Below are 14,752 nucleotides of genomic sequence, written 5' to 3'. Positions count from 1 at the left end.
GCCGGATAGGAAGCTATACGAAACGGCACCCCGGCCGGACGTGCCCGAGCGGGCGAAGGGCTGGACGCTACCGCTTTATTTCCACTGATATCAGCGCGTTGTTGCCAGCCACGTCGGTTCGGTCGAGGGGCGTTGTGTTGCCGTTGAGGTATACCAGCTTGCGGTTGTTTTCGAAGCAAGTGCAGCAGCCCTCGGCCCGGAAATCGGTGTTCAGCTGCACGCTGTCGATGGTGAGGCGGAACGTGGGCGTGGCGCGGCGGGCAGGCGCCAGGTACAGCTGGTACGAGTAAGCATCGAGCTTGCGGTTGCCGGCCTGGGCGAAGGGTGTGGTATTATTGATGATGACGGGCTGCGAAAACCGGGCTATTGAGCGCACTAGCTGCACAGTATCGGCGAGGGGCCGTTGGGTGGTATCAAGCGGCACCCGCACTAGGTATACCGTGTCTACCTCGCTGGCCCGGAAGCCGGTGGGGTTGGTGCCCGTAATGTCGGCGCTGAACTCCAGGCCCACGGCATCGGCGAAGGCATCGTCGCACTCGCAGGCCGTCGAGCCGCAGCAGGCCGCCAGGGCCGTAGCCATAATCAAAAGCGAAAACCAGGTAACAAAAGAGCGCAGCATAGGCCGTAAAGATACGCGGCGGGCCGCAAGGGTTGCGCGCCGGATTTCTACGGAGTCAACGCCCGCACCCGCGCCTGTCGTGCCGGGCGCACGTATTTTTTCTGCAAAGATTTCAGGTACGCCACCGAAGCGTCCGAAAATGTTGGGGGCCGCGTTTTATCGCGCCGGGCCGCCTGCTGGTAAAGCAGGAAAAAGGCCATCGGGTCGTCGGAGGAGGCCAATAGCTGGGGGCGCAGACCGTTGCGCTCAATGGTGCGGGCCATAAAAAAGCCCGGCAGGTGCCCGGTGCTGCTGTTGTACAGGCGGCGGTAGTAGCGCAGCTCGGGCCGCGGCGCAGTGGGCCGGGCGGCGGTAGCCTGCATCACCGAGTCGAGCTTATGCAGCACGGCCGGAGCAGAGGCTAGCAGCCACTCCTCAATCCCTTCGGGGTCGGCGGGCGAGCGGAGCAGCACGCTCTTGTCGATCAGGTCGGCCAGGCCCTCGTTCAGGGTCATGTTCAGGGCGTATAGCAGGGGCCGGTCGAGCGAGTCGGCGAAGCTGAAATCGAGGCCGGGGCGCAGCTGGTGATGCATTTCATGGGCTTCGAGGATGCCGGCCTTGGGCTTGTCCCAGTCAACGGCCGATTTAAGGCTGAACACGATACCCTCCTGCTCCGAAATGGCGTCGTTGCCGATGGCCACGTAGGCCAGCTGCAGGTTGACCACCGGCCGGCGGGCACGGGCCGGCAGGTACTCGTAGGCCAGCTCGTACATCAGGTCGAGGTAGCCGGGCTGCTGGGCCGTTTCGCGCAGGTAGGCCCGGAACTCGGGCTCGCGCTGGCGGTACTGTTCGTTGAGCACATAATACCAGGAGTTGGCCTTCAGGCGAGCCTGGCGCAACGAGTCGAGGCTGGGACGGTAGATGACCTCAATGGCGCGGCGGTAGCTTTTCAGGTCTTTCTCGCTGAACACGCTGGCAATGTAGCGTTGGTTGGCGGGCACGGCCACAAAGGCGTTCCACATGGCGTCGGTAAGCGGCTGGTCGCGCCGTAAAGCGTCGGTCATCTCCCAGTACCGCTCGGCGGCTTCCACGTTCACGGTTTGGGCGGCTGCCGGCCGGGCCAGCAGCGCCAGCAGGGGTAGGAGTAGCAGGTAGAGTGGTTTCATAGGATGTTAAAGGGCGCGGAAATTCGGGTGTAAAGTAGTGATTAGCGGGGAGCCCAGAACGACGTAGGGGCGGGGCTTGCCCCCGCCCGCCGCCAGACGATTGTCGTTGAAGCGGTGTGAACGGCGGGCGGGGGCAAGCCCTGCCCCTACAGCGCCCGGACTACTTAGCTTTCCTATTCCCTAGTTTTGCGTGCCTATGCTCTCTATTCTATTTCGCTGCCTGGCCCTAGTGCTCGGCGGCACCCTGTTGCCCCTGGCGCTGGCCGCCCAAACCACTGCCGCACCGGCCGCGCTGCCGGCTCCCAACCTCGGCTGGCTCGATGAGCAGCTGCGGACTTCGGCCGTGCTACGCCAGCACCAAGTGGGCCTGAGCCTGGCCGACGCCACTACCGGCCAGCCGCTGTTTGGCTATCAGGACAGCCGCTACTTCACGCCGGCCAGCACCACCAAGCTGCTCACGCTCTACGCCGGCCTCACGCTGCTGGCCTCCGACTCGCTGCCCGGCCTGCGCTACGTGCAGCGGGGCCCCGATACGCTGCTGTTCTGGGGTACCGGCGACCCCATGCTGCTGCACGGCGACGTACCGGCCCGCCGCGTCTTCGACTTCCTCAAAAGCCGGCCCGAAAAAGTGCTGCTCTACGCCCAGGTGCCCACGCCGCCCGTTTTCGGCCCCGGCTGGAGCTGGGACGATTATGGCTACTACTTCCAGCCCGAGCGAAGCCCAATGCCCATTTATGGCAACACCGTGCGCTTCTATGGCCGGCCGGCGCCGACTGCGCCCCGGGTGCTGCCGCGCTTTTTTCGGCCCCTCACGGCCCCCGCGCCCGGCACCCGCCCCAACCCCGCCAACGACCACGTGCAGCGGCAACCCGAAGAAAACCGCTTTTTCGTGTTCCCATCGGCCAAGGCCTGGGTGGATGAGGTGCCGTTCCGGACCAGCTCCGCTTTGCTGCTCCAGCTGCTGCAGGACACGCTGCGCCGCCCGGTGCTGGCGGCCGGCCCGCTACGCCTGCGGGCTGCCGACTCGGTGCGCATTTTGCGCACGCTGCCGCCCGATTCGCTCTACCGCCGCATGCTGCGGGTGTCCGACAACTTCCTGGCCGAGCAGCTGCTGCTGATTTGCGCCGCCACGCTCGCGCCCGATTCGCTGAGCCCGGCCCGCGTTATCCGCACCATGCAGCAGAACTATCTGCGTACCCTGCCCGACCAGCCCCAGTGGGTGGACGGCTCAGGGCTTTCGCGGCTCAATCTGTTCACGCCCCGCTTCCTCACGGCGCTGCTCGTGCGCCTGCACCAGCAGGTACCCGAGCCGCGGCTGCTGAGCCTGCTGGCGGCCGGCGGGGGGCAGGGCACGCTGCGGCGGGGCTATCTGGGCGGCAAAACCGGGCCCTGGCTCTGGGGTAAAACCGGCACGCTCACCAACAACCACAATCTGGCCGGCTACCTGCGCACCCGGTCGGGCCGGCTGGTGGCCTTCAGCTTTTTCAACAACAACTACGTGCGGCCCACCAGCGAAATCCGCCGCGAGATGGAGCGCCTGCTGACGTTGGTGCGGGAGGGGCTATAGTGATGTGCCCGCGGCACGTTTGCGGTGCTGATGGGCAAATAGCTTTCCCGCAGAGGTGCGCAGAGGTGCGCAGAGGTGCGCAGAGGTGCGCAGAGGGTTGCGCGGAGTAACGCAGAGCCGTTCTGTTAGATCTAAGGAGCCGCAACTTATGCTGCTTTGGCCGCTTCGTAACTGTTAGCCGTTGGCGCTACTTGAGCAGTTGAGCCAGCGTGGTTTGCAGCTCGGCACCCCGCAGGTTGGTGGCCACAATGATGCCCTGGGGGTCAATCAGGAAGTTTTGGGGGATGGCCTGGATGTGGTAGCGTTTGACCGCTTCATTTTCCCCACCGCGCGGGTTTGCTACCTGGGTCCAGGGCAGTTGGTCGTCGGCAATGGCTTTGAGCCAATTGGCGCGGGCCTTGGCCTCATCGAGTGATACGCCCAGCACCGTGAAGTTACGGCCCTTGTAGGTATTGTAGGCTTTTATCACGTTGGGGTTTTCCTCGCGGCATGGGCCGCACCAGTTGGCCCAGAAATCAATCAGCACGTACTGGCCGCGCAGGCTGCTCAGGGCCACGGCCTTGCCCTCGGGCGTAGGTAGCGTAAAATCGGGGGCCACGGCGCCCACCGACACGGTTTTGAGGATGGCCAGTTCGGCGGCGTAGCGCTGGCCGGCGGGGCTACCTTGCACGGCAGGCGCCAGTAGGGCAAACAGCGGCGCTACTTTGGTGTAGTCGGGCACGGGCAAACCCATTTCCTTCACCAAATCCAGGCTCACTACCGAACTGGGGTGGGTGCCGATGAAGGCCGCGTATTGCTGGCTGATTATTTGTCTAAGGGCCTCGTTCTGCTCGTCGCTCTGCTGCATGAACTCGGGGGTGCGTTGCTCTTTGGGCGTGGCCCGGTAAGCCGCATAGAGGGCCTCGAACTGGCTCTGAATGGGTTTTGTTAGCGCCTGCAGCTGCCGGTAGTCGTTATTGAGCGGGGTGCCCGTTACGGTGGCGCGGCCCAGCGAATCGGGGCTCTGGAGGTTGATGGTGCCTTTTTCGAGGTACAAAACAACGTTGTCGGCCTGGCCCGTACGCAGGCGGTAGCGGTTGCCGTTGTTGAGCAGCTGCAACGTAACCTGCGCGGGTTCGGCTACGGTGCCTTTGAGCACAAACGCGCCGTTTTTCACCTCCGCTGAGTCGAGGTAACCCTTCTCTCTGTCATACAGAAACACCTTGGAACGGGCAGCTATTTTGCCTAACTGGCCTTTGATGGTGAATTGGGCAGGAGCTTGGGCCTGCCCCAGCAGCGGGGCGGCGGCCAGCAGCAGCAGTGGTAGTAACGTCTTTTTCATGAGTATAGAATAAGGAGCGGCAAGGAGAAACCGCGCTTAATATCCGCAGAATTTTGTGGCCGCCGCTACGCTCGTTCATCCACCACAACCACCGCCAGCCGTACCAACAAAACGAGTGCTTCGGCGCCCCGCAACCGTCTGCAAAATTTGTGCAATCCGCGCCAATCCACGATTAATACAGCACCCGAAACTTAATCGTGTGCTCGATTTCGCGCAGCTTTTCAATCAGGGCGGGCTCGTACTGCTTGTCCACGTCGGTAATCACGTAGCCGATGTGCTCGTTGGTTTTCAGGTACTGGCCCAGAATATTGACCGAATGGGCGGCCAGCACCTGGTTGATTTGGGCCAGCACGCCGGGCACGTTGTGGTGGATGTGCATGAGCCGGTGGGCGGCCTGCTCGGGCAGCTGGATGTTGGGGAAATTGACGCTCTGCTGGGTGTTGCCGGTGTTGATGTACTGCATCAGCCGCTCGGGCACAAACTCGGCAATGTTGCGCTGCGCCTCGGCCGTGGAGCCGCCAATGTGGGGCGTGAGCAGCACGTTGGGCAGGCCGCGCAGCTCGCTCTCAAACGGCTCGTCGTTGGTTTTGGGCTCGTACGGAAACACGTCGACGGCGGCCCCGTCCAGGTGGCCCGAGCGCAGGGCCGCGGCCAGGGCCGGCACATCGACTACCGGGCCGCGGGCGTTGTTGAGAAACAGGGCGCCCGGCTTCATGCGGGCAAATTCTTCGGCCCCGAACAGGTTGGTGTTCTCGGGACGGCCGTCTACGTGCAGCGTCACGATGTCGGCCTGGGCCAGCAGCTCGGCCAGGGTGCGGCAGCGGGTGGCGTTGCCCAGCTGCAGCTTCTCGGCAATATCGAAGTAGAATACCTGCAGCCCGATTGCTTCAGCCACCACCGACAGCTGCGAGCCGATGTTGCCGTAGCCCACGATGCCCAGCTTCTTGCCCCGCACCTCAAAGGCCCCCCCCGCCGACTTATCCCACTTGCCGGCGTGCATCAGGGCATTCTTTTCGGGCACGCGGCGGGCCAGCAGCAGGATTTCGCCCAGCGCCAGCTCCACCACCGAGCGGGTGTTGCTGAAGGGCGCGTTGAACACGGCTACGCCCTTTTTCAGGCACTCGGTCAGGTCAATCTGGTTGGTGCCGATGCAGAACGCACCGATGCCGATGAGGCGGTTGGCGGCTTCGAGCACCCGGGCCGTTACTTGGGTTTTGCTGCGGATGCCGAGCAGGCTCACGCCCTCAATTCGCTCCACCAATTCGTCCTCGTCGAGGCCGCCGGGCACCAGCTCCACTTGGTAGCCCTCCTGGCGCAGCAGCTCGGCGGCGCGCGGGTCGGGATTTTCGAGCAGCAGGACTTTGATGCGGTTTTTGGGGTAGCTCAGGCTCATGGGTAGCTTGTTCTGGTAGAGAAATTCGTCGAAGGAAGGCAGTACTTTATCGGCCTGGGCCACCACGGCGGGGCGGGCCACGTTTTCGGTGAAGGCGTAGAAGCGGTCGGCCAGGCCGGCCTCGCGCATCTGGTAATCAGTGTAGCCGTCGCCGAGCACGTACACCGGCCCCGTGAGGTGCAGGCGGCGCAGCTGCTCAATTTTGCCCCCGTCGCGGCTCAGCACATTGTCGGGGTCGAAGCCGGTAATATGGTCGTCCTTGTCAAACGTGAACGTGTTGGCCAGCACGAACTCGGGCGCAATGCCAAACTCGCCCACCACCGGCTCAATAAACTCGCGGAAGCCGCTGCTCACGATGTACACCCGGCCCGGAAACTGCTCGAAGAAGCTGCGGTTGCGCCGGATGCTCTCCGACACCTTCCCTTGCAGCCGCTCCACCAGCAGCGGCAGATGCTCGCGCCGGGCCGGAAGCAGCGCCAGCCGCTGCTTCAACGACTCGGCAAAACCCAGCTCGCCGCTCATGCCCCGGTCCGTCAGCGCCCGAATCTGCCCCACAATTTTTTCGCGTTCGGGGCTGTTTTCGAGGGCAATATCGGCCAGCTCATCCAAGCCTTCTACCTGCGTAAAAGTGCTGTCGAAGTCGATGATGAGGTAGGGTAGGGGCGTAGGTTGGTCGGGCATATCGGGTGGCAAGGTAGGGTGCGGCGGCGCAACGGGGACAGTTAGGAGCAACTTATATTGATTGGCCGTGGAAATCAGCAGTTGTCAGTTACCGTGCAACCCAACCTCTTATTCCCGGCTCCTGCTTCCGGAGGCAGCAGAAGGATGCTCGCTTCTTCACGCATTGCCAATCCCTCCCGGCTACTTATGAAACAACTGCTATTACTCATCCTTGGCCTGAGTGCTGCCACCGCCCAGGCCCAAAGCACCGAAGTTACGCTGCACGCCACCTCAGGCTATTTCAGTTATCGGGGCGCGGCGGTCAGTGGTCCTACAGTTATTACTGGGTCAGATGCGGCTACCGAATTTCCAGGCTTCACCAGCCCCCCCTACGGCAACCGTTTCACACTCTCCTACGGTGGAGCCGGGCAGGTGCAGCGCGTTACAGCTCACCAATTGGTGCTAGGGGCACAACTGGGTTATGAGTGGCTGCGCAGCCGGGTCCGGATTGATTATCTTTCTACTTCCCCATTCAGCAGCAGAGTCGTGCCCGCAACCGGCCACACCACCTTCACCAGCCGATTCATCAACACTCACCTATTCGTGGGCCGGCGCTTTGGGGTTAAGGCAGTAAGCCTCGATGCTACTTTGGGTCCCGAGTTAGGTATCCGGGGCGCAGAGCGGGAAAAGGGAGAGGCTTCTGGCGACGGTATCACTGTGCGTACCAACCAAAAAACCAGCAACGAAACCACACTGGACTTGCGGGCACGAGCTAACTTGGCGGCCTATTACCAGCGTTTCGGCCTGTCGGTGGGCTATTCCTATGGCTTACTCGATTACGAGCGCGGCTACACTGGCGGCATCAACGGCTTCTACAGCCAGATGCTACGCGTGGGATTGGCTTACCGGCTGAATTGAAAAGTTAGCGAAGCGAGCCAGTGGTAGGACCTCCTTACCCCACCCGCCGGGCCGTGCTGGTGGGTATCCAGGTGTGTTGCTGGCAGTTGGCACAGCGGGCGACGGCGGCTTCGGCCAGTTCGCGCACGTGGCCGCAGCTGGCGCAGGCGTGGGGGCCAGCGGCGGTAGCGGCGAGTTGAGCCTCAGCGAGCCGCTCGGGCCAGATGGGTAGGCCGGGCCGCACGGCCTCATCTTCAAAGTAATACACGCTGAACTCGCCGGTGGCCTCCACATAAACCCGGCGCACCTGGCCGAGGTGCTCCACCTGCTGCTGCCGTAGCTCGCCGAACAGCTCTTTCAGGGTCAGGTTCTGCTTTTTGAAGTTCTGGTGGCTGATGACGCCTTCCTCCAGCAGCAGAATCGGCTCGCCCTCCAGCCAGTCGGAGAAGCCTGGGTACCACTCGGTGAGGCGGTTGAAGAGCACGTAGAGGCCCGTCACCATCCCGAACACGACTGCCGTGGGCAGCAGGGGCGTATCGTTGTAGAGCATGGCGTCGCCGGCGGCCGAGCCCAGGCCCAGGATAATGCTGAGCTCGAAAATAGACAGCTGCCGCACTCCGCGCCGCCCCATCACCCGCAGTGCCCCCAGAATCAGCAGGTACATTACGCCGCAGCGGAAGGCAATTTCGAGCAGGAAAACCCATGTGGTATTGTCGGCCCACAGAACGCGGTGCCAGTCGAACGGTATTACGGGCGGTTGATCCATCTGGCTGGAGCTTGGTGCATAGTGGTTGGTGGTTGATTGGCCGGAAAGAATCTTACTGGTAGCTAGCCCAAGTTTCGGAGGGCGACGTAGGGGCGGGGCTTGTCCCCGCCCGCCGCTCACGCCGTTTCAACGATAGTCGTTCAACGAGAATCGTTCAACGGCGGGCGGGGACAAGCCCCGCCCCTACATTGCCCTCCGCAGCCTGGGTTAACTACTCGCTTGGCTCAGCTGGTGTATATCGGCATCGGTTAACTCCAGCTGCATGGCTTTCGTCAGCTCTTCAACCTGCCGAATGCTGGTGGCCGAGGCAATGGGGGCGGTGAGGCCGGGGCGGGCCATAATCCAGGCCAAGGCCACCTGGGCGGGCGAGGCACCGGGGTGGCGGGCTACCACGGCGTCCAGCGCATCCAGAATCCGCAGGCCTCGCTCGTTGAGGTATTTAGGGCCGATGCTGCTGCCGCGCACGCTTTTGGCCAGGTCTTTTTCGGAGCGGTACTTGCCCGTCAGGAAGCCCGAAGCCAGCCCAAAGTAGGGGATAATGCCCAGGCCGTACTCCTGGCAAAGCGGCAGTAGCTCCTTTTCGAGGCCCTCGCGCTGGTAGAGGTTATACTCGGGCTGGAAGGTTTCGTAGCGCGGCAGGCCCTGGGTTTCGCTGGCCTGCAAAGCCGCCCGCAGCCGTCCGGCCCCGAAGTTGCTGGCCCCGATGGCGCGCACCTTGCCCTCCTGTATCAGCTCGGCGTAGGCTTCCAACGGCTCGGTTACGGCGCGCTCCTCATCATCCTGGTGCGACTGGTACAGGTCGATATAATCGGTTTTCAGCCGGCCCAGCGACTCTTCGACAGCCGTTTTGATGTATGCTTTGCCCAAGCCCTGGCGGCCGTCGCCCATCTGCATGCCCACCTTCGAGAAGATGAGCACGTCGTCGCGGCGGCTGCGCTGCTGGAGCCACTTGCCGATAATGGCTTCCGATTCGCCACCCTCGTGCCCCGGCACCCACGCCGAGTACATGTTGGCCGTGTCGATTGCGTTGCCGCCGCCAGCCACAAAGGCGTCGAGCACCCGGAAAGAAGTGGCCTCGTCGGCGGTCCAGCCGAATACGTTGCCGCCCAGCACGAGCGGCGCGGTGCGCAGGCCCGAGCGGCCCAGTTCGCGGTGTTGCATAGGGAGAAGTAAGTAGTCGAGGAGTTGAGAAGGTAGAACCTGGGAACTGCCGGCGTAGGCTTTCATTGGGCGCAGAGCGTATTTTTGGGCATACCAACCTTGCCGGTTCATGCGTCAAACGTATCTGCTGCTGTTTTTTATAGGGCTGCTGCTGTCAGCGGCCTGCACCCGTGTGCCCGCCGTTGCGCCCGTAGTCGAGCATGATTTCGGGCCGCTGTTCCGGGCGCAGGGCCTGGAGGGCTCGTTGCTGTTCTACGACGAAGCGGCCGGACAGTTTGTGGCCTACAACACCGTCCGCTGCCGCCAGGGCTTTCTGCCGGCTTCCACCTTCAAGATTCCCAACACCTTGGTTGCCCTGCAAACCGGCGCCCTGCGCGACACAGCCGACATCTGCCCCTGGGACGGAACGGTGCGTAGCATTGCCGCCTGGAACCAGGATATGCCCTTCGCCCGGGCCCTGCGCGTGTCGGCCGTGCCGTGCTACCAGCAGCTGGCCCGCCGCTTGGGCGTAGCCGCCTACCAGCAGTGGTTGCCGAAGCTGGGTTACCCCGGTATGGTAATTACGCCCGCCACGCTCGACACCTTCTGGCTCGATGGCGACTCGCGCATCAGCCAGTTCGGGCAAATAAGCTTTCTGCGCCGCCTGCAGGCCGAAACGCTGCCCATCGAGAAGCGCCACCAACAAGCCGTGAAGCAGCTGCTCATCCTCAAAAAAATGCCCGCCGCCACGCTCTACGGCAAAACCGGCTGGCGCTTCCGCTCGGCCCGCAACCCAGACAACGGCTGGCTGGTCGGCTGGCTGGCCCGCGCCGACGGCCGCCATATCTTCTTCGCCCTCAACGCCGAACCCCTGGGTGGCCAGCCCGCCAACGCCCGCTTCGGTCGCGCCCGCCAGCTTATCGTGGAGGCAGCCTTGACAGAGATAGTGAAGTGATGCAGGGAGTTGGCACGACGTAGGGGCGGGGCTTGTCCCCGCCCGCCGTTGAACGACACGTGCGCCGCTGATTGCAACGATTTCGTTTAACGGCGGGCGGGGACAAGCCCCGCCCCTACACCGACCTCCTCAACTTGTGTTGCCTAAAGGCGAGCATAAACCGGCTGGTCATCACCCCGCCACCTTCTCCAGCACCCGCCAGCCGTGGCCGGATACGGCCAACTCGTCATCGGCCCGGAACATGAGCTGCTCGTCGCTGAACACGTCGCGCCAAGTGTCGGCGGTGGTTTCGGGTAGGGGTAGGGCTGCCGGTTCGGGGCCCGCGTTGATGACGCAGAGCACGGCCGCGCCCTGTTTTTCGCGCACGAAGCCGTAGAGGCCGGCCAGGCCGGGTAGGCGGGTAAACTGGCTGGCCGGGTCGCCGTTGCGTAGCGCCGGATGGCGGCGCTTGAGCTGCAGCAGGCAGGTATAGAAGTCCTGAAGAGGGTAGCCCTGCCAGCTGATCGGGTCCTTGTCGAAAAAGGCCAGGCGCTTATCCAGCCCGGCTTCCTGGCCCGAATACACCAACGGCATACCCGGCAGCAGCACCGTGAGCACAGCGAATGGCTGCGCCAGTGCGCCCAGCCGCTCGTACTCGGTACCATCCCAGCTGTTCACGTCGTGGTTGCTGGTGAAATTCATCAGGTACACCTGCGGCGGGTACTTGGCCCGTTCGGCGGCGCGGTACTCGTCAATGGCGGCCAGCGGGGCCCGGCGGGCCGCAATACTGTCGAACAGGTAGTGCAGGCGCAAACCAAACGTCATATCGAAGGCCTGTTCCAGCAGGTGCGTGTCGGGGTTGAACTCCTCCCAGCTCAGGCCGCCCGAGGGGTATAGCTCGTCCCACTCGGCCAGCATAAACACGGGCTTGATGGCCTCCAGCGCCGGCCGTGCCTCGTCCCAGAAATCGGTAGGCACCAGCGCGGCCACGTCGCAGCGGTAGCCGTCGATGCCCACTTCGCGCACCCAGTAGCACAGCGCTTCGGTCATGTAGTGGCGCAGGCCGGGCTGGCCGTAGTCGAGGGCCACTACGTCGTGCCAGTCGGCTACCGGCGGCACCAGCTGGCCCTGGGCGTCGTGCTGGTACCATTCGGGGTGCTCGTGCACCAGCGGGTTGTCCCAGCTGGTGTGGTTGGCCACCCAGTCGAGCAGCACGCGCAAGCCCAGGCGGTGGGCCTCGGCCACCAGCGCCTGCAAATCGGCCAGCGTCCCAAATTCCGGGTTCACCCCCAGGTAGTCGCGCACGGCGTACTGGCTGCCCAGCGTGCCCTTGCGCCCCTGCTCGCCAATCGGATGAACCGGCATCAGCCAGATGACGCTGATACCCATTCCGGCCAGCCGGGGCAGGTGCTCCATAAACGCCCGAAACGTGCCCTCGGGCGTGTACTGGCGAATATTGACTTCGTACATGGTGGCGGCGGCGGCCCACTCGGGATGCCGCACCTGAAACAGGTGAGCGTCGGGGTGGATGAGGGAAGAGCGTTCAGGCATAGAGCGAATAGATGAAGGCCAGCGGACGTGCCGCCGGAAGCGGGCCGGACTGTCCCGGTACTTACTGTCGAGACTGCCTAACAGTCGGCAACTGTGGGCCGCAGGCTGCATTGCCTGTCGGTTCGGAAACTACGAAGCCGACTGGCAACATAGATTTCCGGACCCGCTCCAACCTGTCGCATTACCAGCAGTCAACCGGCTGTTTAGCTGAACGTCCGCCCGCGCTAACCCGGGTCGGGCAGGCGCTCATACACGTGGTAGCCGTGGGCTGGTAGCACCACTTTCGAGCCGGAGCCCAGCCGTTGTACCTGCCCGCTGAAGAGCTCCCGATAAGTGCCCGGCCCAAGACCACGTAGCGTCAGGGTGCGCGGCTGCCGGTCGAAGTTGACTACCGTGAGCACGGCTTGCTGCTGGCGGCGGCGCACAAAGCCGTACACCCTTGGGCTGCCACTGACCGCCAGCGCCTCAAACTCAGCGCATGGGTCGCCGTTGGCCAGGGCTGAGTTCCGTTTCTTAAGCAGCAGCAGTTTCGTGTAAAAATCCTGGAGCGGGTAACCGTTCCACTGAATCGGGTCTTTCTCGAAGAAATCAAGCCGCTTTTTCAGGGCCGCCTCCTGGCCCGAGTACACCATCGGAATGCCCGGTAACATGGCCGCCAGCACGGCTTGCGGCAGGGCATCGAGCCCCAGCCGCTCATACTCGGTGCCGCTCCAGCTGTTGATATCGTGGCTGCTGGTGAAATTCATCAGATACACGCCGGCCGGATACTTCGCCCGCTCGGCCGCCAGGTAGGTATCAATGGCGCTGGTGGGCTGCTGACGCAGGGCAATGCTGTCGAGCAAATAGCGCAGGCGCAGGGCATACGTGGCGTCGAAGGCTTTCTCGAGCAGGTGGCTGTTGGGGTCGAATTCGCCCGGTTTCAGGAAGGGTGGGTCGTGCAGCTCGTCCCATTCGGCCAGCATAAACACGGGCTTGATCTGCGTGAGGGCGGCGCGGGTATCGTTCCAGAAATCGGTGGGCATCAGCCCGGCCACATCGCAGCGGAAACCATCCACATTGGCCTCGCGCACCCAGTAGGCCATGCTTTCGGTCATGTAGCGGCGCAATTCGGGCTTGGTGTAGTCAAGGTCGATGACGTCCTGCCAATCGGCCACCGGGGGCTGGAAACGGCCGAGCGAGTCGCGTGTAAACCAATCGGGATGCTGACGGGCCAGCTCGCTGTCCCAGCTGGTATGGTTGGCCACCCAGTCGAGAATGACGTGCATACCGCGCTGGTGGGCGGCGGCCACGAGGTGGCGCAAATCTTCCAGCGTGCCCATTTCGGGGTTCGCGGCCCGGTAGTCGCGCACCGAGTAGTAGCTGCCGAGGCTGCCCTTGCGTTTTTCCTGCCCGATCGGGGTAATGGGCATCAGCCACAGAATGCCCACGCCCATGCTGTCGAGGCGGGGCAAATGGGCCTCAAACGCCCGCAACGTGCCCTCGGGTGTGTATTGGCGGATATTGACTTCGTAGATGCTGGCGTTAGCGGCCCAGGCCGGGTGGCGTACCACAAACGGGGCTGGTGGAGCCGCGCAGTTGGCGGCCGGCGTATCGACGGAGTTGTTCTGGCAGGTGGTTAGTAGCAAGGCCAACCCAAGGGAGAGCCAAGGTGCAAAGCAAGGTGCAAAGCGGGAGGAAAACATGGCTCAACTTACGCAGTTTTTGTCCTGCGTGCCAGCACCCGTTATGTAACTGCCCGCCACCGTGGCCACCGAAATGTCCTTATCCAACGATTCAGGGGCTCCTCCACTAAGTAGTGCAGCCCAATAGCCGCCACGATCAGCAGCAGGAAAACCAGCAGCGGCTGGGTGGTGATAAAACGTGTAACGATATCGTGCGGAACACCCATGTGGATGAGGTAAAAGACATAGGAGCTACGCCCCAGTACCTGCATCGTTTGGCCACCGAGCAGCCTGCGTAGTGCGGTTTGCTCGGTTAGCAGCCCGGCAAACCATAGCGCAATAGCCACCGGCAGCACTATGTTATTAATGATAATGCCCACCGGATGCTCTTGGCCGAAAGTATATGTACCCCTGATTACATTCAGCAGTAAGATAACGGCTCCGAAAGCCAGCAGGCCGGCAACCGTCCGGCGGCTGCTTGCTTTGGGTTGCAGCCACCCCTGCCGAAACCATAGGGCCAACTGAATGCCCACGAAAAATTCGGTAGCCCGGCCGAAAAAGGTGAATAGCAGCATGAAGCGCAGATTGCCGAACAGCCCGTACAGCTTCATCGGCCCGCACAGCACCACCAGCACTGCGCCTAGCCCCAACAACCCTAGCGGCACCAACCATAACCCCCGGGGCCGCCACCGGAGCAGCAGGAAGATAAGCGGCGCACTCAGGTAAAAACACTCTTCCACCGTTAGGGTCCAGCCCTGCGCCACTCCCGAGTACACAAACGCCTCAAAGAAGCCGCGCAGAAACGTAATATTTAGCAGCCAGAGTTTCCAGAAAAACTCACCGGTCTGGTACCATAAACTTGCGAAGGCGAGGGCTGTGAGCAGGAAGTACATTGGGTAGATGCGGGCCACTCGATTGCGTAGGTAGCCGCCCCACCAGCTGGTGGTCATTTGTTCAGTGCCAGCGTAGCGCAGCGTGATGAGGAACCCACTGAGCACGAAAAATACTGGTACCCCCACGTGAAATTCCCGCACTACTTTCTCCAATTCTCCTTCCACTCCGGAGCCCGCCCGAAACGGATTGAAGTGGTGCAGATAT

The 14,752-nt window shown here is 62.8% G+C and carries 12 protein-coding genes; 3 read left to right on the top strand and 9 right to left on the bottom strand.

From position 1 onward, the window contains the following. Window positions 1-67: 67 nt before the first annotated feature. Complete coding sequence (locus HW554_RS04390; protein WP_176907177.1) at window positions 68-619, bottom strand: hypothetical protein; 552 nt, start codon at window positions 617-619, stop codon at window positions 68-70. A 47-nt stretch (window positions 620-666) separates the two neighbouring features. Continuing rightward, on the bottom strand, window positions 667-1,764 hold the full coding sequence (locus HW554_RS04385) for a DUF5700 domain-containing putative Zn-dependent protease (protein WP_176907175.1): 1,098 nt from the start codon (window positions 1,762-1,764) through the stop codon (window positions 667-669). Between the two features lie 196 nt (window positions 1,765-1,960). Between HW554_RS04385 and HW554_RS04380 the strand changes: the two genes are divergently transcribed. Further along, window positions 1,961-3,331, top strand: a complete 1,371-nt coding sequence (locus HW554_RS04380; protein ID WP_176907174.1) for a D-alanyl-D-alanine carboxypeptidase/D-alanyl-D-alanine-endopeptidase — start codon at window positions 1,961-1,963, stop codon at window positions 3,329-3,331. A gap of 187 nt (window positions 3,332-3,518) precedes the next feature. Here the strand turns inward: HW554_RS04380 and HW554_RS04375 are convergent, their stop codons facing one another. Then, window positions 3,519-4,652, bottom strand: coding sequence for a TlpA disulfide reductase family protein (locus HW554_RS04375; RefSeq protein ID WP_176907172.1), 1,134 nt, complete (start codon window positions 4,650-4,652; stop codon window positions 3,519-3,521). A gap of 172 nt (window positions 4,653-4,824) precedes the next feature. Continuing rightward, entirely contained in the window at window positions 4,825-6,726 is a 1,902-nt protein-coding gene (serA, locus tag HW554_RS04370) for a phosphoglycerate dehydrogenase (protein WP_176907170.1), read from the bottom strand. 186 nt (window positions 6,727-6,912) lie between these two features. On the opposite strand from serA, the gene HW554_RS04365 reads away from it, so the two are divergent. After that, window positions 6,913-7,623: a hypothetical protein gene (locus HW554_RS04365; protein WP_176907169.1), complete on the top strand. Its 711-nt coding sequence runs from the start codon at window positions 6,913-6,915 to the stop codon at window positions 7,621-7,623. Between the two features lie 34 nt (window positions 7,624-7,657). Here the strand turns inward: HW554_RS04365 and HW554_RS04360 are convergent, their stop codons facing one another. Both HW554_RS04360 and HW554_RS04355 read right to left on the bottom strand, forming a co-directional pair. Further along, entirely contained in the window at window positions 7,658-8,368 is a 711-nt protein-coding gene (locus HW554_RS04360) for a DUF421 domain-containing protein (protein WP_176907166.1), read from the bottom strand. Between the two features lie 207 nt (window positions 8,369-8,575). Next, window positions 8,576-9,529 carry an aldo/keto reductase gene (locus tag HW554_RS04355; RefSeq protein ID WP_176907164.1) on the bottom strand — a complete coding sequence of 318 codons (954 nt, stop codon included), beginning with the start codon at window positions 9,527-9,529 and terminating at the stop codon, window positions 8,576-8,578. A gap of 109 nt (window positions 9,530-9,638) precedes the next feature. Between HW554_RS04355 and HW554_RS04350 the strand changes: the two genes are divergently transcribed. After that, window positions 9,639-10,463 (top strand): class D beta-lactamase, encoded by an 825-nt coding sequence (locus HW554_RS04350; RefSeq protein ID WP_176907162.1) that lies wholly within the window; start codon window positions 9,639-9,641, stop codon window positions 10,461-10,463. Between the two features lie 171 nt (window positions 10,464-10,634). Here the strand turns inward: HW554_RS04350 and HW554_RS04345 are convergent, their stop codons facing one another. The 3 genes from HW554_RS04345 to HW554_RS04335 form a co-directional block, all read right to left on the bottom strand. After that, window positions 10,635-11,993 carry an alpha-amylase family glycosyl hydrolase gene (locus tag HW554_RS04345; RefSeq protein ID WP_176907160.1) on the bottom strand — a complete coding sequence of 453 codons (1,359 nt, stop codon included), beginning with the start codon at window positions 11,991-11,993 and terminating at the stop codon, window positions 10,635-10,637. Window positions 11,994-12,217: 224 nt separating this feature from the next. Further along, window positions 12,218-13,624, bottom strand: coding sequence for an alpha-amylase family glycosyl hydrolase (locus tag HW554_RS04340; protein ID WP_176907158.1), 1,407 nt, complete (start codon window positions 13,622-13,624; stop codon window positions 12,218-12,220). A gap of 92 nt (window positions 13,625-13,716) precedes the next feature. Beyond that, window positions 13,717-14,752, bottom strand: a 1,036-nt coding sequence (locus HW554_RS04335; RefSeq protein ID WP_176907156.1) for an acyltransferase family protein, incomplete at its 5' end; no start/stop codon positions are given.

The organism is Hymenobacter lapidiphilus (assembly GCF_013377885.1).
Classification (GTDB): Bacteria; Bacteroidota; Bacteroidia; order Cytophagales; family Hymenobacteraceae; genus Hymenobacter; species Hymenobacter lapidiphilus.
Note: the sequence above shows the minus strand (reverse complement) of the source record. Positions and strands in the feature narration are given on the sequence as shown.

What these genes read in the sequence shown, in the direction of transcription:
- HW554_RS04355 (WP_176907164.1), bottom strand. Translation starts at nt 9,529, where the DNA reads ATGCAACACCGCGAACTGGGCCGCTCGGGCCTGCGCACCGCGCCGCTC.
- HW554_RS04390 (WP_176907177.1), bottom strand. Translation starts at nt 619, where the DNA reads ATGCTGCGCTCTTTTGTTACCTGGTTTTCGCTTTTGATTATGGCTACG.
- HW554_RS04385 (WP_176907175.1), bottom strand. Translation starts at nt 1,764, where the DNA reads ATGAAACCACTCTACCTGCTACTCCTACCCCTGCTGGCGCTGCTGGCC.
- HW554_RS04350 (WP_176907162.1), top strand. Translation starts at nt 9,639, where the DNA reads ATGCGTCAAACGTATCTGCTGCTGTTTTTTATAGGGCTGCTGCTGTCA.
- HW554_RS04345 (WP_176907160.1), bottom strand. Translation starts at nt 11,993, where the DNA reads ATGCCTGAACGCTCTTCCCTCATCCACCCCGACGCTCACCTGTTTCAG.
- serA (WP_176907170.1), bottom strand. Translation starts at nt 6,726, where the DNA reads ATGCCCGACCAACCTACGCCCCTACCCTACCTCATCATCGACTTCGAC.
- HW554_RS04375 (WP_176907172.1), bottom strand. Translation starts at nt 4,652, where the DNA reads ATGAAAAAGACGTTACTACCACTGCTGCTGCTGGCCGCCGCCCCGCTG.
- HW554_RS04360 (WP_176907166.1), bottom strand. Translation starts at nt 8,368, where the DNA reads ATGGATCAACCGCCCGTAATACCGTTCGACTGGCACCGCGTTCTGTGG.
- HW554_RS04380 (WP_176907174.1), top strand. Translation starts at nt 1,961, where the DNA reads ATGCTCTCTATTCTATTTCGCTGCCTGGCCCTAGTGCTCGGCGGCACC.
- HW554_RS04365 (WP_176907169.1), top strand. Translation starts at nt 6,913, where the DNA reads ATGAAACAACTGCTATTACTCATCCTTGGCCTGAGTGCTGCCACCGCC.